This window comes from Petrimonas mucosa (assembly GCF_900095795.1).
Lineage (GTDB): Bacteria > Bacteroidota > Bacteroidia > Bacteroidales > Dysgonomonadaceae > Petrimonas > Petrimonas mucosa.
This window is the reverse complement of the sequence record NZ_LT608328.1, coordinates 2,554,562-2,576,301: the sequence shown is the minus strand read 5'-3', so window position 1 is coordinate 2,576,301 and position 21,740 is coordinate 2,554,562. Positions and strand designations below refer to the sequence as shown.

20 protein-coding genes are annotated in these 21,740 nt (G+C 39.0%); all 20 read right to left on the bottom strand.

Annotation, left to right across the window (positions count from 1 at the left end; genetic code table 11):
• Positions 1–75: 75 nt before the first annotated feature.
• On the bottom strand, positions 76–1,467 hold the full coding sequence (locus tag ING2E5A_RS10360; RefSeq protein WP_083373298.1) for an ISL3 family transposase: 1,392 nt from the start codon (positions 1,465–1,467) through the stop codon (positions 76–78).
• A gap of 122 nt (positions 1,468–1,589) precedes the next feature.
• Entirely contained in the window at positions 1,590–1,898 is a 309-nt protein-coding gene (locus ING2E5A_RS10355; protein WP_071137342.1) for a hypothetical protein, read from the bottom strand.
• Between the two features lie 543 nt (positions 1,899–2,441).
• Positions 2,442–3,527, bottom strand: coding sequence for an IS110 family RNA-guided transposase (locus tag ING2E5A_RS10350; protein ID WP_071137244.1), 1,086 nt, complete (start codon positions 3,525–3,527; stop codon positions 2,442–2,444).
• 167 nt (positions 3,528–3,694) lie between these two features.
• Positions 3,695–4,243 carry a hypothetical protein gene (locus ING2E5A_RS10345; protein WP_154670078.1) on the bottom strand — a complete coding sequence of 183 codons (549 nt, stop codon included), beginning with the start codon at positions 4,241–4,243 and terminating at the stop codon, positions 3,695–3,697.
• Between the two features lie 13 nt (positions 4,244–4,256).
• Positions 4,257–4,829, bottom strand: a complete 573-nt coding sequence (locus ING2E5A_RS10340) for a hypothetical protein (RefSeq protein WP_071137340.1) — start codon at positions 4,827–4,829, stop codon at positions 4,257–4,259.
• A gap of 11 nt (positions 4,830–4,840) precedes the next feature.
• Positions 4,841–7,342, bottom strand: coding sequence for a DUF3883 domain-containing protein (locus ING2E5A_RS10335; RefSeq protein WP_071137339.1), 2,502 nt, complete (start codon positions 7,340–7,342; stop codon positions 4,841–4,843).
• A gap of 361 nt (positions 7,343–7,703) precedes the next feature.
• Positions 7,704–8,546: a hypothetical protein gene (locus ING2E5A_RS10330; protein WP_154670077.1), complete on the bottom strand. Its 843-nt coding sequence runs from the start codon at positions 8,544–8,546 to the stop codon at positions 7,704–7,706.
• A 240-nt stretch (positions 8,547–8,786) separates the two neighbouring features.
• Positions 8,787–9,071, bottom strand: coding sequence for a PGN_0703 family putative restriction endonuclease (locus tag ING2E5A_RS15370; protein WP_071137337.1), 285 nt, complete (start codon positions 9,069–9,071; stop codon positions 8,787–8,789).
• Positions 9,068–9,676: a PGN_0703 family putative restriction endonuclease gene (locus tag ING2E5A_RS15365; RefSeq protein ID WP_071137336.1), complete on the bottom strand. Its 609-nt coding sequence runs from the start codon at positions 9,674–9,676 to the stop codon at positions 9,068–9,070. The genes ING2E5A_RS15370 and ING2E5A_RS15365 overlap by 4 nt, the downstream gene beginning before the upstream one ends.
• A 23-nt stretch (positions 9,677–9,699) precedes the next feature.
• Positions 9,700–11,049, bottom strand: coding sequence for a restriction endonuclease FokI C-terminal domain-containing protein (locus ING2E5A_RS15360; RefSeq protein WP_071137335.1), 1,350 nt, complete (start codon positions 11,047–11,049; stop codon positions 9,700–9,702).
• A 202-nt stretch (positions 11,050–11,251) separates the two neighbouring features.
• Positions 11,252–11,599: a hypothetical protein gene (locus tag ING2E5A_RS10310; RefSeq protein ID WP_071137334.1), complete on the bottom strand. Its 348-nt coding sequence runs from the start codon at positions 11,597–11,599 to the stop codon at positions 11,252–11,254.
• Between the two features lie 203 nt (positions 11,600–11,802).
• Positions 11,803–12,060: a hypothetical protein gene (locus tag ING2E5A_RS10305; protein ID WP_071137333.1), complete on the bottom strand. Its 258-nt coding sequence runs from the start codon at positions 12,058–12,060 to the stop codon at positions 11,803–11,805.
• Positions 12,061–12,092: 32 nt separating this feature from the next.
• The gene (locus ING2E5A_RS10300) at positions 12,093–13,463 is read right to left on the bottom strand and encodes a replicative DNA helicase (RefSeq protein WP_161941999.1); all 1,371 of its coding nucleotides are present in this window, start codon (positions 13,461–13,463) and stop codon (positions 12,093–12,095) included.
• Positions 13,464–13,467: 4 nt separating this feature from the next.
• Positions 13,468–14,109 carry a DUF6291 domain-containing protein gene (locus ING2E5A_RS10295; protein WP_071137331.1) on the bottom strand — a complete coding sequence of 214 codons (642 nt, stop codon included), beginning with the start codon at positions 14,107–14,109 and terminating at the stop codon, positions 13,468–13,470.
• 194 nt (positions 14,110–14,303) lie between these two features.
• Positions 14,304–14,534, bottom strand: coding sequence for a hypothetical protein (locus ING2E5A_RS10290; protein ID WP_071137330.1), 231 nt, complete (start codon positions 14,532–14,534; stop codon positions 14,304–14,306).
• Positions 14,531–14,824, bottom strand: coding sequence for a DUF3853 family protein (locus tag ING2E5A_RS10285; protein ID WP_083373297.1), 294 nt, complete (start codon positions 14,822–14,824; stop codon positions 14,531–14,533). The genes ING2E5A_RS10290 and ING2E5A_RS10285 overlap by 4 nt, the downstream gene beginning before the upstream one ends.
• A 154-nt stretch (positions 14,825–14,978) precedes the next feature.
• Positions 14,979–15,782, bottom strand: a complete 804-nt coding sequence (locus tag ING2E5A_RS10280; RefSeq protein ID WP_154670076.1) for a hypothetical protein — start codon at positions 15,780–15,782, stop codon at positions 14,979–14,981.
• A gap of 38 nt (positions 15,783–15,820) precedes the next feature.
• Complete coding sequence (locus tag ING2E5A_RS10275) at positions 15,821–17,101, bottom strand: site-specific integrase (protein WP_071137328.1); 1,281 nt, start codon at positions 17,099–17,101, stop codon at positions 15,821–15,823.
• Between the two features lie 272 nt (positions 17,102–17,373).
• Positions 17,374–18,648 carry a TolC family protein gene (locus ING2E5A_RS10270; protein ID WP_161941997.1) on the bottom strand — a complete coding sequence of 425 codons (1,275 nt, stop codon included), beginning with the start codon at positions 18,646–18,648 and terminating at the stop codon, positions 17,374–17,376.
• Between the two features lie 11 nt (positions 18,649–18,659).
• Positions 18,660–21,740 (bottom strand): efflux RND transporter permease subunit, encoded by a 3,081-nt coding sequence (locus ING2E5A_RS10265; protein WP_071137326.1) that lies wholly within the window; start codon positions 21,738–21,740, stop codon positions 18,660–18,662.

Genomic DNA, 21,740 nt, shown 5'->3' with positions numbered 1-21,740 from the left:
ATCATTCTTTATGAACGAAGTTGTTCCGTTCAAGTTTGTAAGTGGTATACTTTTCGATTGAAATGTGGGGTACTTTTACACTAATATATACAACTTGCTACACTCGCCTGTTTCCTTTGAAACACCCCATTCACTATTTGTTAAATGAATGGCAAGTCTGTTGGGTGACATTCCGCTAAATCGAGTTACCTCATAAACTATCGGGGAGGAACTTGGTAATCTTTTCTTACTCTGATATTCCGGGAAGTGCCTGTTGAACCACTGATAAAAGGATGTTTGATTACCCTTGAATCCCCGTTCTTTTATAGAGACAAATATAGTTCTTACATTTAACCCCTGATTACAACACTCCTTAATCAGATCCATAAAATCTCCATAATTATTATAATAGATGGCTGTTCGTGGCAACAACTCTTCCATTTCAATATAATATCTTACAGTATTACGGTTAATGTTTAAAGCCTTGGCAATTGCTCTTTGAGAGTAGTTGTTGTTTTTAAGCTCATGAATCCTGTTAAACAACTCCTGTTTTCTATGGTTAACACTATTGGTGTGTTTGTTATATTGTGAATCGCTGGTATTTTCGTTATCTCCACTACTTAAACAGCTGTTATTTTCTTTGCTTTTATAAAGATTCTTCCTGTGAGCCAACCAACTGCTTTTAATGGTTTTATACTCCATTCGTATTTCATGTGCTATGTGATCTCCCAGATTTTTCACCAAATGAAACCTGTCGGCTATTTGTGACGCCTTGGATGCCCCAGACTTTATAGCATTAGAATAGCTGCTTGATCGATCCCTGGTTACATACAGTATGGAGTTATGTTCTTTAAGCCAATCTGCAACCTCCTCTTTGTCTCTACTCTTTAGTAGTTCCACGGGACGGTGGTTAAGTGCATTTACAATAATAGTACCATATGATTTGCCTTTCCTGTATGCCCAGTCATCTATACCGATGGTAGTCAGCTCCTGATAATCGGGCATTTCTATAGACTTAACGATTCTAAGACAGGTGGAACTGCTCTGCTTTATTGAGAAGAGATCGCTTATATACTCACCTTTACGGGATGAGACCTCAATGAGCAACCTTTGCAAATAATGACTTGTGCGATCTGTTAGTCGTGAGTACTTCTGAGTTAAGGGCAGATGTTGCTCGGAGAAAACTGTTTGAGAACAACGACTGTTACGGCATCTAAACTTTCTGACTTTCAGTATAATTTTCACAGCCCTGCCGGTTACTGAAAGATCGGTTAATTTGCGCGTATAGGATGAGTGAACGCTTTTACTACTTTTACCGCAACAGGTACATTTTGTTGTCTTGCCTTTAAGACGGGCAGATAGAAGAATCAAATTATCACTTACAACGGAATCATAGAATACAACACCCGGGATTCCAAAAATAGCTTGGAGCGAATGTTTGTTTATAGAAAAGTTATTATCTTTGGGTTGGCTAGTGTAGTCAATCATCTTTAAAACCTTTAGTGTCAGAACCTTAAAGATAATAAAAATGATTCGATTATACTAGCTTTTTACTATTTATTTACCTATAAATCAACACAATAAGTTTATTTTTTTAGGCGATTTAGGAACTATTTCTTTGCACCAAATTTGACGAAGAACCCTATCAGACCGAAATACACACCAATTTTCTCCGCGAGTGCCTTTATATACGTGAGTCGTGTACTTGAGTACTTATGAAGATAACAGAAAAAGGTAAACGGATCAATCTCTTCGAGATCAATATCATATTCTTTTCCTTCCTTTGATTTATCATTAAACGGGCCGATCCCGATACTTTTCAACAATTGAATCAGGCCCTTCTGTTTATCTTCTTTTTCGCTCAGGTATTCAGCGATTTTGTAATGTGTATCGATCCAGGTAAAATTTGTTTCAGACATATGGTAATCTTAAAACTTTTGAATTAATAAATTGTATATAACACTCTTGTGCAAATATAATCACACAGCCACTCATCAAACAGATCAGTGTCGAAAGTCAAATCAAAGTGAATCAGTTACTCTTATTACCTTCCACATTATTTTCCATTTAAAATCCCAATAAAATTGGACAATTCATTTTAATTAACTTTTAAATTTTATCTTTGCATCAGGGTGTTAAGAGGAAACAGGCTCTGCCGGGGGGCAACCTGTCAGCAATAAGCACCCTGACGGTATGCAGTAATGCTACTTTAGGAGGTGGATATTCTGCCTCCTTTTTCAGTATTACTGACACTGTCCATATGGCTAAGAAAACCCGATCCTACATCCTACGGTAAACAATCTTTCCACAGCAGACTACCCGGCCTTGCGGCGGGAGCTGCAAATTCCTGTATCAGTTTACGATAGGCGGGGGTCACATACTAATTTAAGCAGACTTCAAAGCTGCAATAATATGACAGTGTTTCCCCCGTGGAAAAATTGCTTACACTGTAGGATTGTATGTTAATTGACAACGCACGGCACATATTCCTGTCCATGTTTGAGCACGAAAAATATCCTGTTCACCAGTTTACGGGCTACCTTGACTATGGCCTTCTGGGCATTCATCCGTTTACGGTATCCCTCATAGGCCAATGTCATTGCCGGATCTTTCCTTATGGCTATCCATGCAGCCTCGATTATGTAACAGCGCAACATCGCGTGCTTGCGAACCGTGATGTTGCCGTCGCCCTGACTTTCCCCGCTGGAGTGGCACATGGGAATCAGTCCGATGTAGGAAGCCAGTGCGTCGGCGCTGGAAAACCGGTGGATATCGTCTATCTCGACCGCCAACGACATGGCGGTGGTTATCCCTATTCCCGGAACCGATGCAAGCAGGCGTATCGGCTCCTTGAGTACTTCACTGCGGGATAATGCGCGCAATATCCGCGTTTGTTCGAGAAGCATGCCGCGCAGGCGTACAAACTGCTCTATGTGTATGTTCAGTGCCTGCCGCCCATATTCGGTGGAAAGCGACACTTCGCGCAGCCATGCCAAAAACCGCTTTGACCAGTTCCCCACCGAATGACGTGTAAATTCTTCCGGGATGTCTATCCCGTGAAATCGCAGGAACGACTTTATCCGGTTCTTTTCCCTCGTGGTGTCTTTTACGATCCTGTTTCTCAACCTTATCAAAGAACGCATTTCCAGGGTGGCGACATCCGGCACGTAAATGCCTTTTAATGTTCCCGACCGTAATTCCCTGGCCAGTTTCCCGCAATCAACCGCGTCGGTCTTGCGTAATTTCTCCTTGCTCATGGTCGGCACATCAGCCGGATTGACAACGATGTTGTTGATCCCTAATCCTGTCAGATTCTCGTGTATCCAGAACCCGCAGAATCCCGCTTCGTAAACCGAATGATAATCCGCTCCCGGATAATGGGTTGTCAAAAACTTGTGCAGCGATTCCGGACTCGGATCCTGCCTGAACTTCTTCAGAACAGAATGTTGGGATAACACTGCCACCGACCAACTTTTCAAATGGGCGTCGATTCCTACGTAAATATTTTGCCCTTTGAAATCTAATTTGTTACTTTGTCCTCTGTTCATAAGCTATATTGTTTAAGTTAAGATTGTTATCTCTCAAAAACAAAGTTAACTAAAATGATATAGCTTTTTTACTGGACTACCTATCCGTCTTTTACAATTTCAAACATAGGAACTAATTTAATACACTTTCAGGAGAAGTATCATTTTCACATCTATAATCACCCCATCTATCCCTCAACCTTAACCTCATGCGGTGAAAAAATTTCATACTTAAATTTACCGTCTTCTCTGTATTTGCACACAAAATAGACTTCATCAGAAAATACTTCAGGTATGGTATCAAAAAACTTCTTGAAGAAATAATAATTTCTTTTATTTCCAGGTTCATCTTCTCTCCAATATTTACGACCTCCAGAATGACCCAAATATGAATACTTTATTAATTCTAATTGAGGGAATAAATCATAAAATCTGTGTTTTTTCAGGTCGACTAGAATCTTTGGAAATATTGTGAAGCTTTGTAATCCATCACTATTTCGTTTTTTAAATCGAATTGTTAATCCATCAACCTCATTTTCATCAAAAATAACATCAGATGATACTTCTCCGATAAACCCATACAACACCATCTCGCAATCCATTAACGGATGTCGTATTTTTTGCATATTTGCGATTAATATCTGATTTGCTTCCAATGCAGTGCCGGCATTAATGACAACGGGCACATTATTATTTTGATCGTGTTGATTGCTCAAATCTAAATTTTCAATTGCCATAATTACTTGTCGTTTATTGTTTATCTAGCATTACTTCGTGTGGTGCAAATAACGCATATTTTGTTTTTCCATCCTTTATGTATTTGCAAACCAATAGAATACCATCTGAGGCGACACTTGGTTCAGGATGGATATTACTCTCAAAAAAATAATAGTTTGCTTTTTCCGGATCATATCTGTCATTACTCAACTGAGAACGTCCGCTACCATCTTTCCAAATAGTTTCTGTTAGACTAATACTATCTATCATAGGAAACAACTCATAGAAAGCACTATTTTTTAAATCAGCCATTACTTTTGGATATACTTTTCCTTTGGTAGATAAATAACTATAATCTCCATCTTCGTTTGCAAAAAGAATAGTCATGCCATTTACTTTAAAAACATCGATATTTATTTTGTCATAATGCCCAATGAATCCATACAGTATCATTGATTCATCAAAAAAAGGACTTCTCACTTTCAACATTCCCGCCATCCAAATTTTAGTGTTTGAGAAACCTCTTTCTATGGGGATCAAGGCAGATGTTTGAGATTTCACTTCGTTTCGATCACCTTCTTTAGGATCTATCGCTTCTATTGCCATAATATTGTTAATTAAATAGTTTCAATTTTATCTACCCTCATAAAGTACACTTCGGGCGAAGAACTCACATTAAATACGCGAGCTAAATAATAGGAATCGCTATCCGATTTTTCGTTTATGAAATTCCATTCACGCACACTTATCGGCATTGCAATATCATCGGCACGCGATATATCTGTAGAGGTCGATTTTACCTGAACAAAAAAGTTATGCCCATTCGGGAACTTTATTTCCAAATCATATTTATTCATCTTGTCGTCGATATAATGTGTTTCTCCTTCAAAATCGATAATCTCGTTGCTTGTAGTAGTATCGGATTTATTTACCCAAGTGACATTGAATTCTTTTTCCAAGAGCTTTTTATAAACAAAGGCTTCTCCTTTCCAACCATTCATAAAATTAATTCTTTTTTGCTCTTCGGTTGGTGTGTATGTTTTATCAATAGAAAAACCTTTGCTCAATTCTTCCAATTCTAGTAGTTCGAGAATTCTTTCGGGCGATAGATTAGCGTCCAAAGCTAAAAGTGAGTCAAAAAAATCCGCTTTTTCAATACTCGAAACAATCTCTTCGTCGTCCAACAACTTATGCTTGTTTTTGTATAAAAAATCGAATATCTCGTCTGCTTGTTTCGCATTTTGATTGAACCAAAGATATAATTTCTTAAATATTAATTTCGTTTCAGGAGTACGTTGAATTTCTGCCAATCTGGGTCGTATCAGTTTTGTTATTTCTCCTGCAACCATCTCCGCATTACAAAAAGCATTTGGAGCTAATTGTACATTTACTTCCAAATCCAGCAGTTTTTCCCTGAAATCAGTACCAAGTTCATTTACAATATCTTTGAGTGTATCAGATATAATCTCTTTTTCAAAAATTAAATCTTCTTTCTTTTTGAACTTCCCATTCTGATTAAGAAAGATTGTCCTTCCTGATATATTTTTTATATATTCTCCCTCTTCATCCAAAAGAGTGTAAAAGTCATTCAACCATTTTTTAGTTTGCGATTCATCTTTTTGAAGAGATTCGGCAAGTTGATCGATATCTCCTTTTTTTTCAATGAGTGTAGTTATGTTTTCCAAACCAACAAAATACCTTTCAGCCCAAATAATTTCAGCCCAATTCAGATAATCTTTTTCAATAGGAAGAATGAAATAAGCATTATTACACAGACTCCAGAGATTCGGTAAAAGCGACTTTTTTGAGAGCTTCGGAAAATCAACTGCTGCTCCTTTGGGCAAATTGTTGTATTCGCCACAATCAATGGGAATACGGTCATATAAAATGGTGTCAACCAATGGTATTTTCAGTGTTTGAGTACGTACTGGATCTAATAGTTGTTGAGAAACCCATTCTTTTGAAACCCACTCTTTGGATTTAGGAAGTTTTGTGTTTGCAAGTACCCATAAATTTTGCCAATTGTGAGTTGCAGAATAAGATAACAAATTCAAATATAGATCCCGCGCTTCAATAAGTAGTTTTTTGTTTTCAACTATTATATTGTCACTTCTATCGGTAATATAAATACCATTTCTCTCCTCTGTAGGGTTAAAAAAAGGACTGTTAATAACAACAGGATAAATGAAATCTTCGGTCCCAATTAATGGAAAATCACAAAATAAACGAGGCAAACTTTCATTCGGCTCAACTACAACAATTTGATTCTTTTCGTATTTTATTTCGACTGCAACTGTAACATTCTCATTTGACACTGTTGCAATATGAATCTCTTCAGAAGGTTTACCAGTGATTTTTTTTAGAATGGTATGTATTTCAACACCATTCCCTTCAATCGCTACTTCTGGTTGTAAAATAAAGGTTGTCTCTGAATTTATGCAAACAGATTCAATATTAGGAACAAAAACCAAGGTATAGGCAACGCACAAGTTCAAATCCTCCAAACCTATTTTTGCAGTTTCAACTCCCTCATCATCTAAAAGATACTTAAAACTTGTATTGAAATCTTTTGGTTTGTAGTGCGTATAGGGCTGCACATCATCCAATTGTCGCAAGATTTTAAGTGATCCATTCACAGATCGGATTACATCATTTATCTCTCTACCGCTTCTATCTAATAAAAGACTAAATTTTTTATATGGTAAATCTTCTTCCTTGACCACACTATCTACTTCAACCGTTTCAGAGAGAAGATGTGTGGTTAAAAATCCCGTACCAAATTTTCCTGTAGGCTTGTTTTTTTCTTTTGACTCTGTATTTCTTTCTTTAGTAGAAACCTGCTCAATCAAAAACGTAATGTTGTCAATTGAAAAAGGTTTTCCGTTATGACGAAATATCACTTCGTTGTCTTCATTCTCAATTAAATCAACACAAATTGAGACTGGATGATTCTCAAAAGCTACATCTTTTGCATTCTGAATCAACTCCCAAATCCACCTCCTTTGGTCGTGTTCATTTGAACTCAATCTTAACTTTTGAACCAAATCCATTATTTTGGTTGCTACAGTTTGGTTATAAACTTTTTGTTTTGATTCTTCAATATATTTAAGGTACCCCATTTTCAATATAACTTAAAGAAATAATAATCCTGCAATACGATTCGAACGTTTAACATGGGTTGCATATAAATTCTTTCATTTTCTAATTTATCATTGTTAAATCATTTATTAAGTATGTAAAAAAAATAACAGGCAGAACCCTTGTCTCAGCCTCAATGGTAAAGAACCAACAACATATTACTATCGGTCTGCCAGGTATCCTTTTCGGCAGTTTTTATTCACTTATATGTTCATTTCAGGCACTCATGGCTGTTTCATCGTAAATATAAGAATTAAAACGGTTAAACGGCGAAAAAAGCTTGTAAAAAACAAGGTAAATTTTTATGCTTGCCAAATCGTCGTCGTTCCAATTCTGAGAACATCAGTGCTTCATTCCATTTTGGCTCTTTAAATACATGATATAAAATCGGTCAGGTGATTTGATCTTGAAGAAGTTGTATTTCTCCTCACTTTTCTCCCCACAGAACTCATCAGACTCATAATCCACGACCTCTTTCTCCGGGTAGTTGGTGATTTCCGAGACGTAAAACTGGTTCTCAAACTGAACCGGTTCTGCCGATTCCCCCACCCGGTAAGTAATCCGGTTACTGAAGACGAAGGGACTCTCCTCTTTCATGAAATGTAAAGTTTTCACCTGTTTTCTTCTTGGGTACTTCAATAGGTCGCAGTCGCGGTACAGACTTTCGCTGATGTTGTATTCCGAGATGAACTTGAGCGTGCCCGGAGGGATGGTGATGATCTTCTTCTCCTTAACCGATATAGATGAGCCAGAAGAAGTTATCAATGATTCACTCACCTCTGCTGCTGCTTGGTTGCTTTGGATCAGTCCCAGGAAATTGAGGCCGGTAAGTGCAACCGATGCTCCTTTCTTACGTGAACTTTTGGAACCCACATTGGATGTTTGGGTGAACTCCCGGTCGAGGTAATAGTCGTTCGCCACATTGTTTCTCACGAAGAAGCACTCGTCAAGATTCAGGTAGATGTTCTCTTTCGACTTGTTGAAGAAAGCAAAACCCATATTGCCTCCATGGCTCCAGAGGTTGTAGGTAACTTCGCAATTTTCATCTTCATAGACCAGTGCTTCTCTATTGGCCATCGACCTGTCTGATGGTACGGCACGGTAAACCTGGTAATAAGTAGTCTTGCAGGAGGAGAGAGTTAATACTGACAAAGCGATGATAATCAGATAATTTAAAGTTTTCATAGATTTTAATTTATAATGAATGGTTCAAAAGTACAAGGTGGGTTTGACAACTTGTGTCACGATTAAAAAATCGATTGAAAGATACTAAACGCAGCCCAATCAAACTTTCTCAAAATTAAGATACCGGTCGTGGAACCAGTCGATCCATTTCAGATATTTGCCTGGACAATGCACCCGAATAGCGGTGGAGAATTCTTCAAGACTCAAAACAAAGACTCTTTTCAAGGCTTCTTCATTGAGTCATGCCTGAAGTGATTTAATCTCTTTTTGGGTGGTGGGATGATCTGCGGGTGCCATCACAACAGAATAGACTCCTTTCAAGTCGTGAACCTTTCCATATTTTTCCGCAAGTATGAAATTGCGGAAGATCTGACTGATTACTATCTCACCTTCATTGATGCTATTAATGAACTCTGGTGTAAATATGTTTAGCTCACGCATTACTTCCAATTGATATTGTTGTACTTTACCTGATGCAGCATTCGTTCCCAGGCTGTCGGTATATTTCGTCTCTATCGCAATCAAATAGTTGTTGCCCCCCTGTCCTGATACCGGATAAATGCATCCATAGCCGATTTGTCATGGGTATAGTTCTCTTTAGGTGTTGGAATAAACTCCAGTCCGATTCCCTGCACCCTGTAAATGGATGGGATTGTTGGAAAAGCACTTCTGATCATCAGATCGACCAGCGCAGGTTTCTCCGCTTTAAGCATCATCAGCGGATGAAACAGGTTAAACGCCATCGGCATGCTCGAAAGGAGGTTGTTAAACAGCCGATAAGCATCAATAGTTTCATCTTTAAGTCTGTTCTGAACCCTCCATTTTGCATATTCAAACGTTTCGGGGAAATAGAAATTCTTGCCACTTATCTCACCGTCGGTAATTATATTTCCGAATTTGGTTGGAATGCCATTATTATTTGATTTCTTATTGGGTCCTACACCAATTTCTAAACCATTTACAACTCTCCACAACGATTGAAGTTTTCGTGCCTTGGCTGTAAATGGGTTGTCGGATTCAGATTGTGGGCCTAAATCAATTTCATCAAATACGTCTTTATTCAAATGTAAACCTGTCCTTTCATTGCCTACCTCAGAATGATAAGGCTTTTCGCTAACTTTATTTTTCATGGATGTGTATTTAGAAAGAATGATCAAACATCATCAAACTTGTCAATGATTTTATTTGCTGTAATTGGATTTCCGAAACTGATGAGGCTTTCTATTACTGTTCCCAGGCTCAACCGGTTTTTTGTTTTAAATGCGAGCAAGTACAACAATGCCTCTGAAGTTAACAAAATGAATCGTTTGATGTCGGTATCCCAGGTAATGCTATTTACGAAATCATCAAAGTTGTCCCTGAAATCATTGCTTACTATTATAAATCCGATTTTCTTGTATCCATTTCTAAGTAGCTTTGGACAATGGTAATTAATATATTCCCTGATAGCTCTATCACTTGTCCCAAGTGAAAACCCTCCATTGTATGCTTTTGCATCAACGATAAAAGCAGTGTTTTCTTCTCTGAATTTTAGAATGGCGTCAGGATTTCTACCGGTACCCTGACCCAATGACTCCACTTCAAAATCTAATTGCCCAAATACTTCTGCCACTAATTTTTCATATTCATATCCTTTCTGAGTTGAGGATTTATCAGTTGCTTTTCCCAGTTCAACAAGTTTTGATACCCTGGGTATGATGTAGTCTGTGAGATCAAAGCTTGCAGATACTATAACATTATTCACTGCATCAATAGTATCAGGTTTCTCAATAATTTTTTTTGTAACCTTTTCGTCTCCCACTTTTTTGTTCGGATTGCCTCTGAAATGCCAAAAAGCATGCTCAACATCCCAATTCGATATAGTTGATTTCGTTTGTTTACTGAGTAATTCTTTAATCTCTTCGTTCAGTTCATAGAATTGCTTATAATTTTCACGTTGTGATGATTTTTCTTCCCACAATCCAATTTGTTCAAAAGATTGTAGGGTTGCTGTATAATAAATGGGCCATTTTGTATTATCGACAATTTGCCAGAAGTAAGAAAGAAAATAAGCAACCGATTTTGGATTTGCTACCAACCTCTTGTCATTCGCTTTGGAGTAAATATTCAGACAATGCTTTTCTAGCTTATCAATTTTGGTTAAAGCATCTTTTAAAACTTTTGGTTCTGATATCGTATCTTTAAGTAGTAAATCGATTCTCCTTATTCCCTCATCATCCAGATTTTTAGTTAACTGATTGAAGAAAAACTGACCTTTAATTGCTGTGAAACCCCATAAATTATTTTTCTTGTTGTAACTATCAATACTTGTTTTGAATTCTCCGAGAGACAATGTTCGATTTTTGAATTGAGTAATGATCTTGGAAAGGTCCTTTATTGCTTCTTGACGAAGTTCATCGATGTTGGGTAGTTCATTACCTTTGGTATCGAGAACCATTTGGTTTGCACCCTGAAAATTATTCCAGATCTCCTTTATCTTTTCTGATTTATCGTTTGAAATCATGAGTATTATTGTTAATCAAGCATATAAGAAAATGCTAAGAACATTTTCATTACAATTCCGCAAATTAACATAATTTTCCTCAATAATAAAATTTTTTCATTACAAATTTATTCTCCTACTGTTTCATCTTCAGAAGTAAGAATTTACCCACCTTATACTATAAACTATAATAGCAGAAATTATCTATTTATAACCCTGATAATCAAAGTGATGATTTTTCATCCGCATTATTATTAACAGCGTTATGCTCTTTCATCATTTTCGATAATCGGGCTTCAAGAGAGTTCTCAGGACCTGCCTCAGGTTTGAAGTCAACTGATCTCCTTTTGGGAATAACAAATTCCATCAGCTTGATAAAGGTGTTTACCTTTTGGTATGGATCTTCAATTTCTTCCCAGGCCTGTGTTGCAGCAGCAAATTTATGATTAATAAACAAACGGATTGCATTTTCCGCCCCTACATTCTCCAACCTGGTCATCCTGCCTTTTGTAGTAAACCCTTTTGGTCTGCCTGCCTTTTTTTTGATTGTAGCTTTGTTGTTATCTACCATGTCTATAACATTATGTGTGATTGTTGAACCAAAAATAAAGAGTGGATTTTACATTTATATGCTAAATATTAATTTGATAAAAGGTTATAGAAGGAACGGGTGAAAAGCAATGGACAGGATATTTAATCCTGTACTATTGCATCCAAGTGTTATTGGATCCATTTTGGTTAAAAACCCAATACGAATGATCAATACCTATGTTCTTAAAATGGAACCTCATGATTAATGATATCAACCCGAAAACCACTTGCGCTGTAGGTGATCTCATGATCAATAAATTTCATTTTATCTTTACATACATAAATCATTGCTTCAATCCTTTTGAGTTTCTCGTTTTCCTCGCTGATGATCCTCATTGGATCTCCACCTAACTCCATTGTCAGGTAATAATCTTCCGTAAATTCCTGAGCAAGATTCAAATACTTTTCCAGTTGCTCTGCTACAAAATTTAAATTTTTCATAATCTGGTTTTTTAAATTAGTGATTTTTTTATTTAAAACGGTGTCTCTTCTTTGTTGTTATCACTGTATAAAGTCTCTTCAAATTCGGGACTTGCATAATGTGCGTTTGGTACCTCATCTTTGAAATTGGTAATACAGTTATCTACCCAAATGTCAAGTTCTCCAGTTCTACCCTCTCGATTTTTTGCAACTATAACAGTGCATTTATTTTTGTCAAGATCAGGTTTGTAGTATGCTTCCCTATGGATGAATATAACGGCGTCCGCATCCTGTTCTATTGCCCCGGAATCTCTTAGGTCAGATAGCATAGGTCTCTTGTCATTACGCCCCTCTACGCCCCTGTTAAGCTGTGACAGGAGTATTACCGGAACATCCAAGTCCTTTGCCATAATTTTAATTGCACGTGAACATGCCGATACTTCATCATTCGTTGATTTTCCTTTTAGCCTGCTCATATCGATCAGTTGTAAATAGTCAATCATGATAATATCACATTTACCTTTGCGTTTCATCTTTTTAGCTTGTGCTCTTATTTGTTGAACTGAAATAGAAGCAGTATCATTTACCGAAATCGGGAGTAGGGATAATTGCTCCAATGATTCTGCGAGGCTTATGTATTCGTCCTGTGCCAACCTACCTTCTTTGAATAATTCTGAATTAACCCCGGAGTGAGCGACTGCCATACGGTTGATTAAAGCTGCTTTAGGCATCTCTAAAGAGAAAATGAGTACACTGTTGCCTTTGGCGGCTGAAAGTCTTGCAGAGTTGAGCAGAAACGCTGTCTTGCCCATTCCGGGACGCGCTGCTAATACATAAACGCATCCTTTTTGAAAACCATGTAAAATACTATCCAGTCTTTTTAGTCCCGTATGTATTCCTATCGGATTGCCTTCTTTGGCTCTTTTCTCCCTTTCCTGATATGCTTTATAAGCCTCGACTGCTAATTTGTCGATTGAGGTGGTTGCTCCAACATCTGTTATATCCGATAAATTCTCTACTTGAAAGATATGATCACTTATCAGGTCGTCCACATCTAAACTCATATCATTGCTATCATTCAAAGATTTTGCACATTTCAGTACAAAAGTTCTTCGTATATAGTCCTGAAAGACTATCATAGCGTGAATTTTAACGTGAATTGCGGAGGTTACATAATCTGAAAGGTCTGCCAGTAGTGTTATATCAATCTTACTGTTTCGTTTCTTTAAGCCCTCGAAAACTGTTATAAGATCAACACCTGACTGAGACTCAACCTCAAGAATTACTTTGTAGATTTCATTCAGCTGATGATTATAGAACATGTCAGGCTTAAGAAAGTCCATAACTTCGTATATAGCTGTCTTCTCCAATAGTAACGCTCCTATGGTTGCTTTTTCAGCTTCTATGTCATGCGGTAACTGCATATCGTTATAATTTTTGATAGTTAGGTTCTGCACCTGTTCCATTAATTCTTGTGTTAAATGCTTTATCTCTATTTACCCAATTGGCTAGTCTTCTGCTGACATCCCAGGTCTTTTCCATCTCATAACGTAATTTGGTTTTACTCTTATTCGGCTCGGACCAATACAAGTAGAAATTGTTACAAATGTCTTTCCCATATTTCTGAATGAATGGTTTAATCGATTCTTTAAACTCGATTTCTTTTTTGTTTATTTTATCTTTAATATCATTATCAATGTCATTATCAATACCATTATCTGCATCATTCGCATTGCTAATTATACGGTCTTTTGCGGTCGCATACGATTGCATATCTTTACTGTCTTTCTTTCTTGCTTTACCCCAACGGCTTAGAGCATTTTGTCTATTTTTTTCCTTTATTTCTTCATACTTTATCAAATCTCTTTTTAGCTGTAATTTTATAGGTTCGAAAGCCATTTCAATTATGAAATTAGAGGGTTTCGGATCTTCATCATTTACATATTTCAGTATATGATAGAATAGTTCACCTGTATTATTTGTACCATCTTCTCTATCCTTAGTTATCAGTTTTTCAACTACTGACTTTAAATCTGTATAGAGTATGAATGATTTTTTATTGTCTGACATGTCATTTGCTATTTACATTCAATGAAATTCATCGTAAATTTTTCTTAAGCTTCAGCTCTCCGGTTGTCATATTTTGGATTAAAACAACTTCTTCAGTTCCCCAGATAACATTGTTCCTGGTGGTAATAATCTTCTTCATCGCATATTTTTCAATGAGACTGTTTCTTGTGTCGGTAATTATCTTTACGCCATCCTCAATCATAATTAGTCCTCCTTTCAAATAGGTTCTTGAAATCTGATCGTAGAATTTCACCTAAACTCTTAACTCCTGGTACTTTGCAGTGTATTGGTTCAACTTCCAAGTGTTCTTGGCATTCAAACTCCTTTTTTAAGTTAGATAAATTGTCTTTCCCTTTTTCAATACCATCCCAATTAGAGTCTTTACTAGGTCCTATATGTTCAGAATATTCTCTTTTATTACTCATATAGTACCTCCTTTCTTACTCTGCTTCTGAAACAGTTCCATTGCTTTATCAACATCCACTACTATTTTTCTTCCCTGCTGAAAACAAGCATCGGCAATGATCGTGTCTTTATACCTTTGGGCAGTTACATGAGACACATTGAATAATTTTCTAATACCTTGGAGCCCATATGCGTATTTTTTGGGTTCGATCACTTCTTTAGTCGGTACTATATTTTCACCTTGTAAAAATTCTTTCAACTGTCCGACTGTCAGCATTGCGATAGGCGTGTCTTTGTTTACTTGCATCATATTAATTTATATTGTTTATTATTTCTTCTGATGCAAATATAAATCGGTGAAGTGTGGTAAACAATTGAAAATCAAAAAGAAAAGCGACCTTTTAACAGGTCGCTTAATGGTCGCATGGGGTCGGATATGGTCGCTCTATCAGAAAACAAGGAGGTTATAAAGTCGCTAAAAATTCGCTTAATTTGTCACTATCATTACTTGCAATTCGTTTATTTTTTGCCAAACGCAAAGGCATATTATCTTTATCTACAAAAATATTTATGGCTTGCTTTTCTACCGTTGATGTTTTCAATGTGCCTTTTATTTTTTCATGGGTTAAAAGTTCACGGGCAAGCTGTTTGTTTTGTAGCCACTTTAATGGATAAGGCTTTACTTTATCAATAAATGTTTGACCATTTTCGCATTTAGTTTCTGCTAAAAAAGTCAATACTTTATCAGGAAGATTTATTAATGGTTGTTGTAACGAAGAGTCTGTTGGAGTTGGTAATATTTCTTGCTTAGCTTTTAGTAGCTCTTGTTCAATCTGCTCTACTTCATACCATCGTAAAGTGACTTTTGTATCAAAAATGCTTTGCGAGATATTGCCATCTTTATCAAGTTCACAACCAAAGTCGGTATTTGTTTTGTAACCTCGATTCTTTACAAATAGCTTGTCTCTTTCTATATAGTCTATGTGGTTTTGAATTGTCTCACCTTTTTCGTCTGTAGTAAGTCCTTGTTCTTTTGCTTTCTTGTAATATTTTAGTGTAAGATCATTTTCAGTGTATCTTTTCTCATAAGCACTTATTATTTTTTCTTTGTATAGTCTTATCACATTGACACATCCATCAAAGAAGTCTGTCGGTTTATACATTTCTTGCTCTGCTATCTTAGCTTGTCTCTCAAAATATGAAACGTAAGAGGTATTATTCTCTCGGTTTTCAACAATTGCTTTCATAACAATTTGTTTGTAATTCATATGGTTTGTATTTAAATTGTATTTATATTGATCTTAGATCATTTTTTATTAAACATTTTCATTGATTCTGCTTTAGCTCTGTCTGCTATATCTATATAAGGCTTCATAGCTTTATAATCACTATGTCCGGTCCATTTCATTACCGTCTGTGGAGGAATTCCCAACATAAGCGCGTTGCTTATAAAAGTTCTACGTGCTGTATGAGTACCTATTAGTGCATACTTAGGGTAAACTTCGTCATAACGTTGGTTGCCCTTGTAGTAGGTGATCGTTACGGGTTCATCTAATCCGCACAGCTCACCCAACTCTTTTAGATACTCATTCATTCGCTGGTTACTGATAACGGGTAACGCACTGTTATTTGGAAATACATCTTTCTCATACTTCTTTAGTATTGCTTTGGAGTAGTCGTTTAATTCAATTGTAAGGCTGTCTGCTGTCTTAATAGTTGTTATACTTATATAGCTGGCAAAAACATCACTGCGCTTTAAATTGGCTACATCTGAATATCTTAATGAAGTAAAGGAACAGAAACAAAATACATCACGTACTCGCTCTAAATACTTTTTACTTTCTGGTATATTAAAGTTATATACTGCCATCAATTCATCCCAGTCAAGGAATACCACTTTCTTATCGGGTGTTGTTAGCTTGGGTTTAAATGTCTGGTAAGTAGTTTCTTTGTTATATCCTTTCGCCGTAGCCCATCTCAGAAACCATTTTAAGAATCCTAACTGCTTTTTTATAGTTGTGTTCTTCATACCAAAGACTCTGGTGTCTCTCTCTTTGGTCTTTTTCCCTGCCACGACAACTGTGTGTAAATAGTCCACGAAGTTGTTAAGTCCTTTTTCGTTTAAATCACTAAACTTTATGTTGGATTTGAATGCGATTAAATGATTTTTAAGGGCATTAAATTTTTCATATACTGCCTTGGTCCAATTATTCTTTTTCCCCATCTCAGCAGTAAACTCATCGAAGTACCCAAAGAACGAGATTTCTATCTTCTCCTTTTTCTTTTTGGCGAAGTTCTCTGCGAATAATGTCTTTATATCGATTTCCTGAACATCTCCTAATTTAAGTAGTGTTTCTTCTCTGGAGAAAAAGCTGTCAATCTCTTTTAGTCGAGCGTTTATTGTCTTGGAAGTTTCTCCTTTGGCATTGGTGGTTCCATTCTTTACTTTGCCATTATGCCATTTCTCCGCATTTACACTAAAACCTGTTGAAGTAACATAACGATTACCGTTAATTGATATGCTAACACGAATCGGGTGATCACCGTTTTTGTTTGGTCTTTTGTCAAGATAGAAATTTACTGCCATGAATGTGCGTATTAAAATTTACGCACGAATTTACGCACACTTTTTTGTTTATCCTAATATATCCAAAAATATTTCATTAACTTTATGTGCATGAAATATAGATAGATATATTGGATTGATTAATCGCAGCAAACTTAATTAAACCTATTGGTTAGAGCCTCCAGGTCCACAAATTTACAGACACTCTTGCGTACACTTTCCGCTAAGAGTGTCTGTTTTTTTACTCTCACTTATCATCTCCCCGATTTTGTGTCGGGAACCATTGCTTCATCTCATTGTTTTACATCCATGTTCCAAATCCCGCAGGCGCGTTCCAGTTCTACCAACGCAGCGACACAATCATACAACGTTTCAATGTAGTTTACCTGTACATCGTTGTAGGTGCGTTGCGCATTAAGAAGGTCCAGGATAGTTGTTTCTCCCTGATCGTAGCTGTACACCTTCTTTTTGTAGATGGTTTCAGCCTCATTCAACAATGCGGTATCGAACTGCTCCACCCGACGGCTGGCGACGTTATATCTATTGTAGGCTTGCGTCACTTCCGCAGCAATTTGAAGTTCAATAGCCTGATATTGCATCTCGCTTTGTGTAGCCGCAAGCTGGGCTGCCCGCAGTTCTGCTTTATTGGTGTTGGAAAATTTCAAAGGGATGCTGATTCCTGCCGTTACCCCTTTGAATGCGGGTGCAGGAGCTATCTCGTTGCGCACTACCGACGAATAGCCTCCGCCGATACTAAGGCCAAGATCTATTGACCGGTTGGCTTTTGCCAGTCGCACATTATTTTGCGACACCTCCTTCGATATCAACGCCGCCTGTAGGTCGGCACGGTTGTTTTGCGCCGTGGTTATCAGCTCGTGTAAATTGTATTCACGTTTTACGAAGAACAAATCTCCTGCAATTGAATCCGGCAATTCCATCGTTTTGTTTCCCTGCAACAATTGCAATTGTACCAGCATATCCTTTAACTCCCCTTCACTTGCATAAAGATCGTTCAGCATGGTAGCGGCCTCCAATTTCGATTGCCGTGCATCCACCTCCATAATGGAACCCGCACGGAGACGTAAACTGTCGGCATGTGCCAGGCCAAGCATCTGTTTATAGGATGATTTTTGCAGTTCGTACACTCTCTTTTGCTTCAATGCTGCCAAATATGCAAGGGTAGCATCGGCACGCAGATTACGAAAATAGTCTTCCAGCAATGCCCCAGTCAGTTCCTTTTCGCTTTGTGCCAGTCGCACCCGGGCTTTACGTTTTCCGCCCAGTTCGAGTCTCCAGCTCAACTCGGCATCCACACCGTAACCCATTTGCAGGTCCCAGTTCTGATTGTTTGCATAACCCACCGACAATTCGGGATCGGGAAAGATCTTGGCAGCTTTAATATTGGCATCGGCAATATCCACGTTGTACTTTTCTGCCAGATAACTGATGTTGGAGTTTTTGACGTTGTTCAAATATTCATGGAACGTCAATAGCTGTTTCTCTTGTGCATGACCATGATAGGCCACGCACAAGGAAAAGAGGAATATCATCGATTTTATATTTTTCATCGGAATCATCATTAATTGGTTGTCTTGTTTGAGAATTTTTTTTCGAGCATATAGTAGAATGTTGGCAAAACATAGAGAATCAGAACTGTTCCGCACAACAATCCGTACACAATTACCGTTGCCAGCGGACGCTGAACATCGGAACCAATACCTGTGGAGAGTGATGCTGGAAGCAATCCCAATACCGCAACAGTAGCTGTCATCAATACGGGACGTAACCGGTGCGATGCCCCGGAGATAACCGCCTCCTTCAGCTCCGTACCACGTTTTCGCAGCACGTTGATATGTGAAATCATGATCACACCGTTTTGGATGAAGACCCCGAAAAGCGCGATGAAACCCACTGCCGACGACACATTGAAGGTCATTCCACGCAGTACCAATGCCAGCATGCCACCGAAAACTGCCAATGGCAACATTCCGATAAGCAGTCCCGCTTGACGGAATTTACCGAATGTAAAGAACAGAAGCAGAAACATAACCGCCAGCGTTATGGGTACAACTACGGCAAGGCGGCTGAAGGCACGGTGCTGATTTTCCAACTGTCCCGCCCAGTGAAATTTGAACTGGGTGTGGTCGTATTTTACCTGCTCTTCAATCTTCGATTCAGCTTCTTTGACAAACGAACTCAAATCTCTTCCCCTCAGGTTCATCCGTACGGTCACAAAACGCTGGTTGGTTTCGCGAGAGATCATACTGGGACCGGTGGTCGTTTTTATCTGTGCCACTGCCGAAAGGGGTATCATCGCCCCCGAACCCGAAGTGAGCATCAACGCCCCGATCTTCTCGGGAGTGTCGCGCGAAATGTCATTGAAACGGCAAATCACATCATACACCTTGCTGCCGATATATACCTGCGAAATAGCTTTACCACCGATGGCAACCTCTATCAATTCGGCAACATCGGCAACGTTCAACCCGTATTGGGCTATCTTTTCGCGGTCCGCCACTATTTGGAGTTGCGGCAGGAAAGGCTCTTCCATTATACCGACATCACCCGCTCCAGGTATGTTTGACAACACCCTGACAACATCTTCTGCTATACGGCGACTTTCAACCAGGTCTTCACCAAATATTTTGATGGCCAAATCGCTATGAGCCCCAGCAATCTGGTCTTGAACCATATCGATAATGGGTTGCGAAAAGCCGGCTTCGTATCCTGGCATCGTGTCGATCAAGGCTGCCATATCGGCAATCAGGTCTGACTTCTTGCGCCCATCTTTCCAGGTGTTGTACGGCTTCGATCCAATCATCACTTCGATATGCGAGAAGGAGAACGGGCATACGCCCTCGTCGTCCCGTCCCGTCTGGGTCATCACGTAGGTTACCTCGTCAAAAGTTTTAAGTTTGCTCCTGAGGGTGGTCGCCATTTCAGATGACTTTTCGAGCGACATGCCGGGAGGAAGCTGCACCTGAATCCAGATACTTCCTTCATCCAGAGCCGGGAGGAAGTCCTTCCCCACATATGATGAAAGTCCCACAACCGCCAGTAGAATCAAAGCCATGAACCCCATTACCTTTTTCGGTGCGTCGATAACTTTTACCGTCTGCCGTTTGTATATTCCCGTCAGCCGTTCGAGCCATCGGTTATGATACACCTTTTGCGGCTTCTTGTATACCGCATACGCCAGTCCAGGAATCAGAATCAATGCAGCTGCCAGCGCTCCTAACAGCGCAAAGCTCAGTGTAAAGGCCATCGGTGTGAAGAGCTTCTGTTCAACACGGTCAAATGCAAACAGCGGCAGGTAGGCGATGATGATAATCAGCGTAGCGAAGAAAATGGGCTTCGCCACTTCGGAAACACGCTTTGCAATGCTCGCCCTATCCAGAGGCTCGTTGGGATCATCCTCTCGCTTCTTGAGAATTGTCTCCATCATCACGATTGTACCATCCACGATAATGCCAAAATCAATTGCCCCCAACGAGAGCAGGTTGGCTGGAATATCGGTCAGCCACATCAAAATAAAGGCTATCAGCAGCGAAACAGGAATGGTAATGGTGGCGAGCAGCGCCCCTTTCGGGCTTCCGAGGAATATTATCAGGATGCCGATAACCAACAGGATACCGAATAGAAGCGTATGTGAGATGGTGTTCAACGTCGCATCAACCAGTTCGGTACGGTCATAAAATGTGTGAATCTTCACCCCTTTGGGGAGGATGTTCTCATTCAAATCATCGACTGCCGCATTGATCTCTTTCAGTACGCGCGACGGATTTTCATACCGCAGCAACTGCACCATTCCCTGAACACCGTCTTCATAGTTAATCTCATCGTCCAGATAACCCATAATCCCCTTGCGTTCCAGGTTGCCATATTTCAGCTCTCCCAAATCTTTTAAAAAAATGGGTGTTCCGCCAACGGTTTTCACCACGACATTACCCAAGTCCTGCAAATCGCGCACAAGTCCTACACCTCGGACCACATAGCTCAAATCTCCCCGGATAATCGTACTGCCACCTGCATTGGAGTTGTTGCGTTCGATCGATTCCGTAATTTCCCTAAGCGATAGATTATATTCGGCTAATTTGTTGGGATTTATCTCTATTTGAAACTGTGTGGTGATGCCACCGAAATTAGATACGTCGGCAATGCCGTGAATCTGCCGCAGACGGGGAATGATAAGCCAATGATTGAGTTCGGTAAGCTCCCGAAGCGACTTGTCACCAGTAACCAGATAGCGGTATATCTCACCCGTGGGCGAAGTAAGTGGATCGAGACCGGGTTTGGCGTCGAAAGGCAAATCGACATCATTAATACGCTCCTGCACCCGTTGTCGTGCCCAATAGTCGTCTACCCCTCCTTCAAAGACAAGTGTAATCTTGGATATGCCGAAAAAGTTTTTACTGCGCATTACCTTCAAACCGGGTATGCCGTTCAGTTCACGTTCGAGGGGGATGGTTATCTGCTGCTCTATTTCCGTTACGGCAAGTCCCGGTACCTGTGTGGCCACGCCGACCGATACATCGGCAATATCGGGATAGGCATCAATGGCAAGTTGCTTCCACGCGTAAATGCCGATGCCCGACAACAGTACGAATATCGTCAGCATCAACCAGCGACGTTCAATCAAGGTATTCATCAATTTTTCCAT

Bases quoted from the DNA above. Each gene is read 5' to 3' on its own strand.
- ING2E5A_RS10360 (WP_083373298.1), bottom strand. From the start codon at position 1,467: ATGATTGACTACACTAGCCAACCCAAAGATAATAACTTTTCTATAAAC.
- ING2E5A_RS10355 (WP_071137342.1), bottom strand. From the start codon at position 1,898: ATGTCTGAAACAAATTTTACCTGGATCGATACACATTACAAAATCGCT.
- ING2E5A_RS10350 (WP_071137244.1), bottom strand. From the start codon at position 3,527: ATGAACAGAGGACAAAGTAACAAATTAGATTTCAAAGGGCAAAATATT.
- ING2E5A_RS10345 (WP_154670078.1), bottom strand. From the start codon at position 4,243: ATGGCAATTGAAAATTTAGATTTGAGCAATCAACACGATCAAAATAAT.
- ING2E5A_RS10340 (WP_071137340.1), bottom strand. From the start codon at position 4,829: ATGGCAATAGAAGCGATAGATCCTAAAGAAGGTGATCGAAACGAAGTG.
- ING2E5A_RS10335 (WP_071137339.1), bottom strand. From the start codon at position 7,342: ATGGGGTACCTTAAATATATTGAAGAATCAAAACAAAAAGTTTATAAC.
- ING2E5A_RS10330 (WP_154670077.1), bottom strand. From the start codon at position 8,546: ATGAAAACTTTAAATTATCTGATTATCATCGCTTTGTCAGTATTAACT.
- ING2E5A_RS15365 (WP_071137336.1), bottom strand. From the start codon at position 9,676: ATGAAAAATAAAGTTAGCGAAAAGCCTTATCATTCTGAGGTAGGCAAT.
- ING2E5A_RS15360 (WP_071137335.1), bottom strand. From the start codon at position 11,049: ATGATTTCAAACGATAAATCAGAAAAGATAAAGGAGATCTGGAATAAT.
- ING2E5A_RS10310 (WP_071137334.1), bottom strand. From the start codon at position 11,599: ATGGTAGATAACAACAAAGCTACAATCAAAAAAAAGGCAGGCAGACCA.
- ING2E5A_RS10305 (WP_071137333.1), bottom strand. From the start codon at position 12,060: ATGAAAAATTTAAATTTTGTAGCAGAGCAACTGGAAAAGTATTTGAAT.
- ING2E5A_RS10300 (WP_161941999.1), bottom strand. From the start codon at position 13,463: ATGCAGTTACCGCATGACATAGAAGCTGAAAAAGCAACCATAGGAGCG.
- ING2E5A_RS10295 (WP_071137331.1), bottom strand. From the start codon at position 14,109: ATGTCAGACAATAAAAAATCATTCATACTCTATACAGATTTAAAGTCA.
- ING2E5A_RS10290 (WP_071137330.1), bottom strand. From the start codon at position 14,534: ATGAGTAATAAAAGAGAATATTCTGAACATATAGGACCTAGTAAAGAC.
- ING2E5A_RS10285 (WP_083373297.1), bottom strand. From the start codon at position 14,824: ATGATGCAAGTAAACAAAGACACGCCTATCGCAATGCTGACAGTCGGA.
- ING2E5A_RS10280 (WP_154670076.1), bottom strand. From the start codon at position 15,782: ATGAATTACAAACAAATTGTTATGAAAGCAATTGTTGAAAACCGAGAG.
- ING2E5A_RS10275 (WP_071137328.1), bottom strand. From the start codon at position 17,101: ATGGCAGTAAATTTCTATCTTGACAAAAGACCAAACAAAAACGGTGAT.
- ING2E5A_RS10270 (WP_161941997.1), bottom strand. From the start codon at position 18,648: ATGAAAAATATAAAATCGATGATATTCCTCTTTTCCTTGTGCGTGGCC.
- ING2E5A_RS10265 (WP_071137326.1), bottom strand. From the start codon at position 21,740: ATGGAAAAATTGATGAATACCTTGATTGAACGTCGCTGGTTGATGCTG.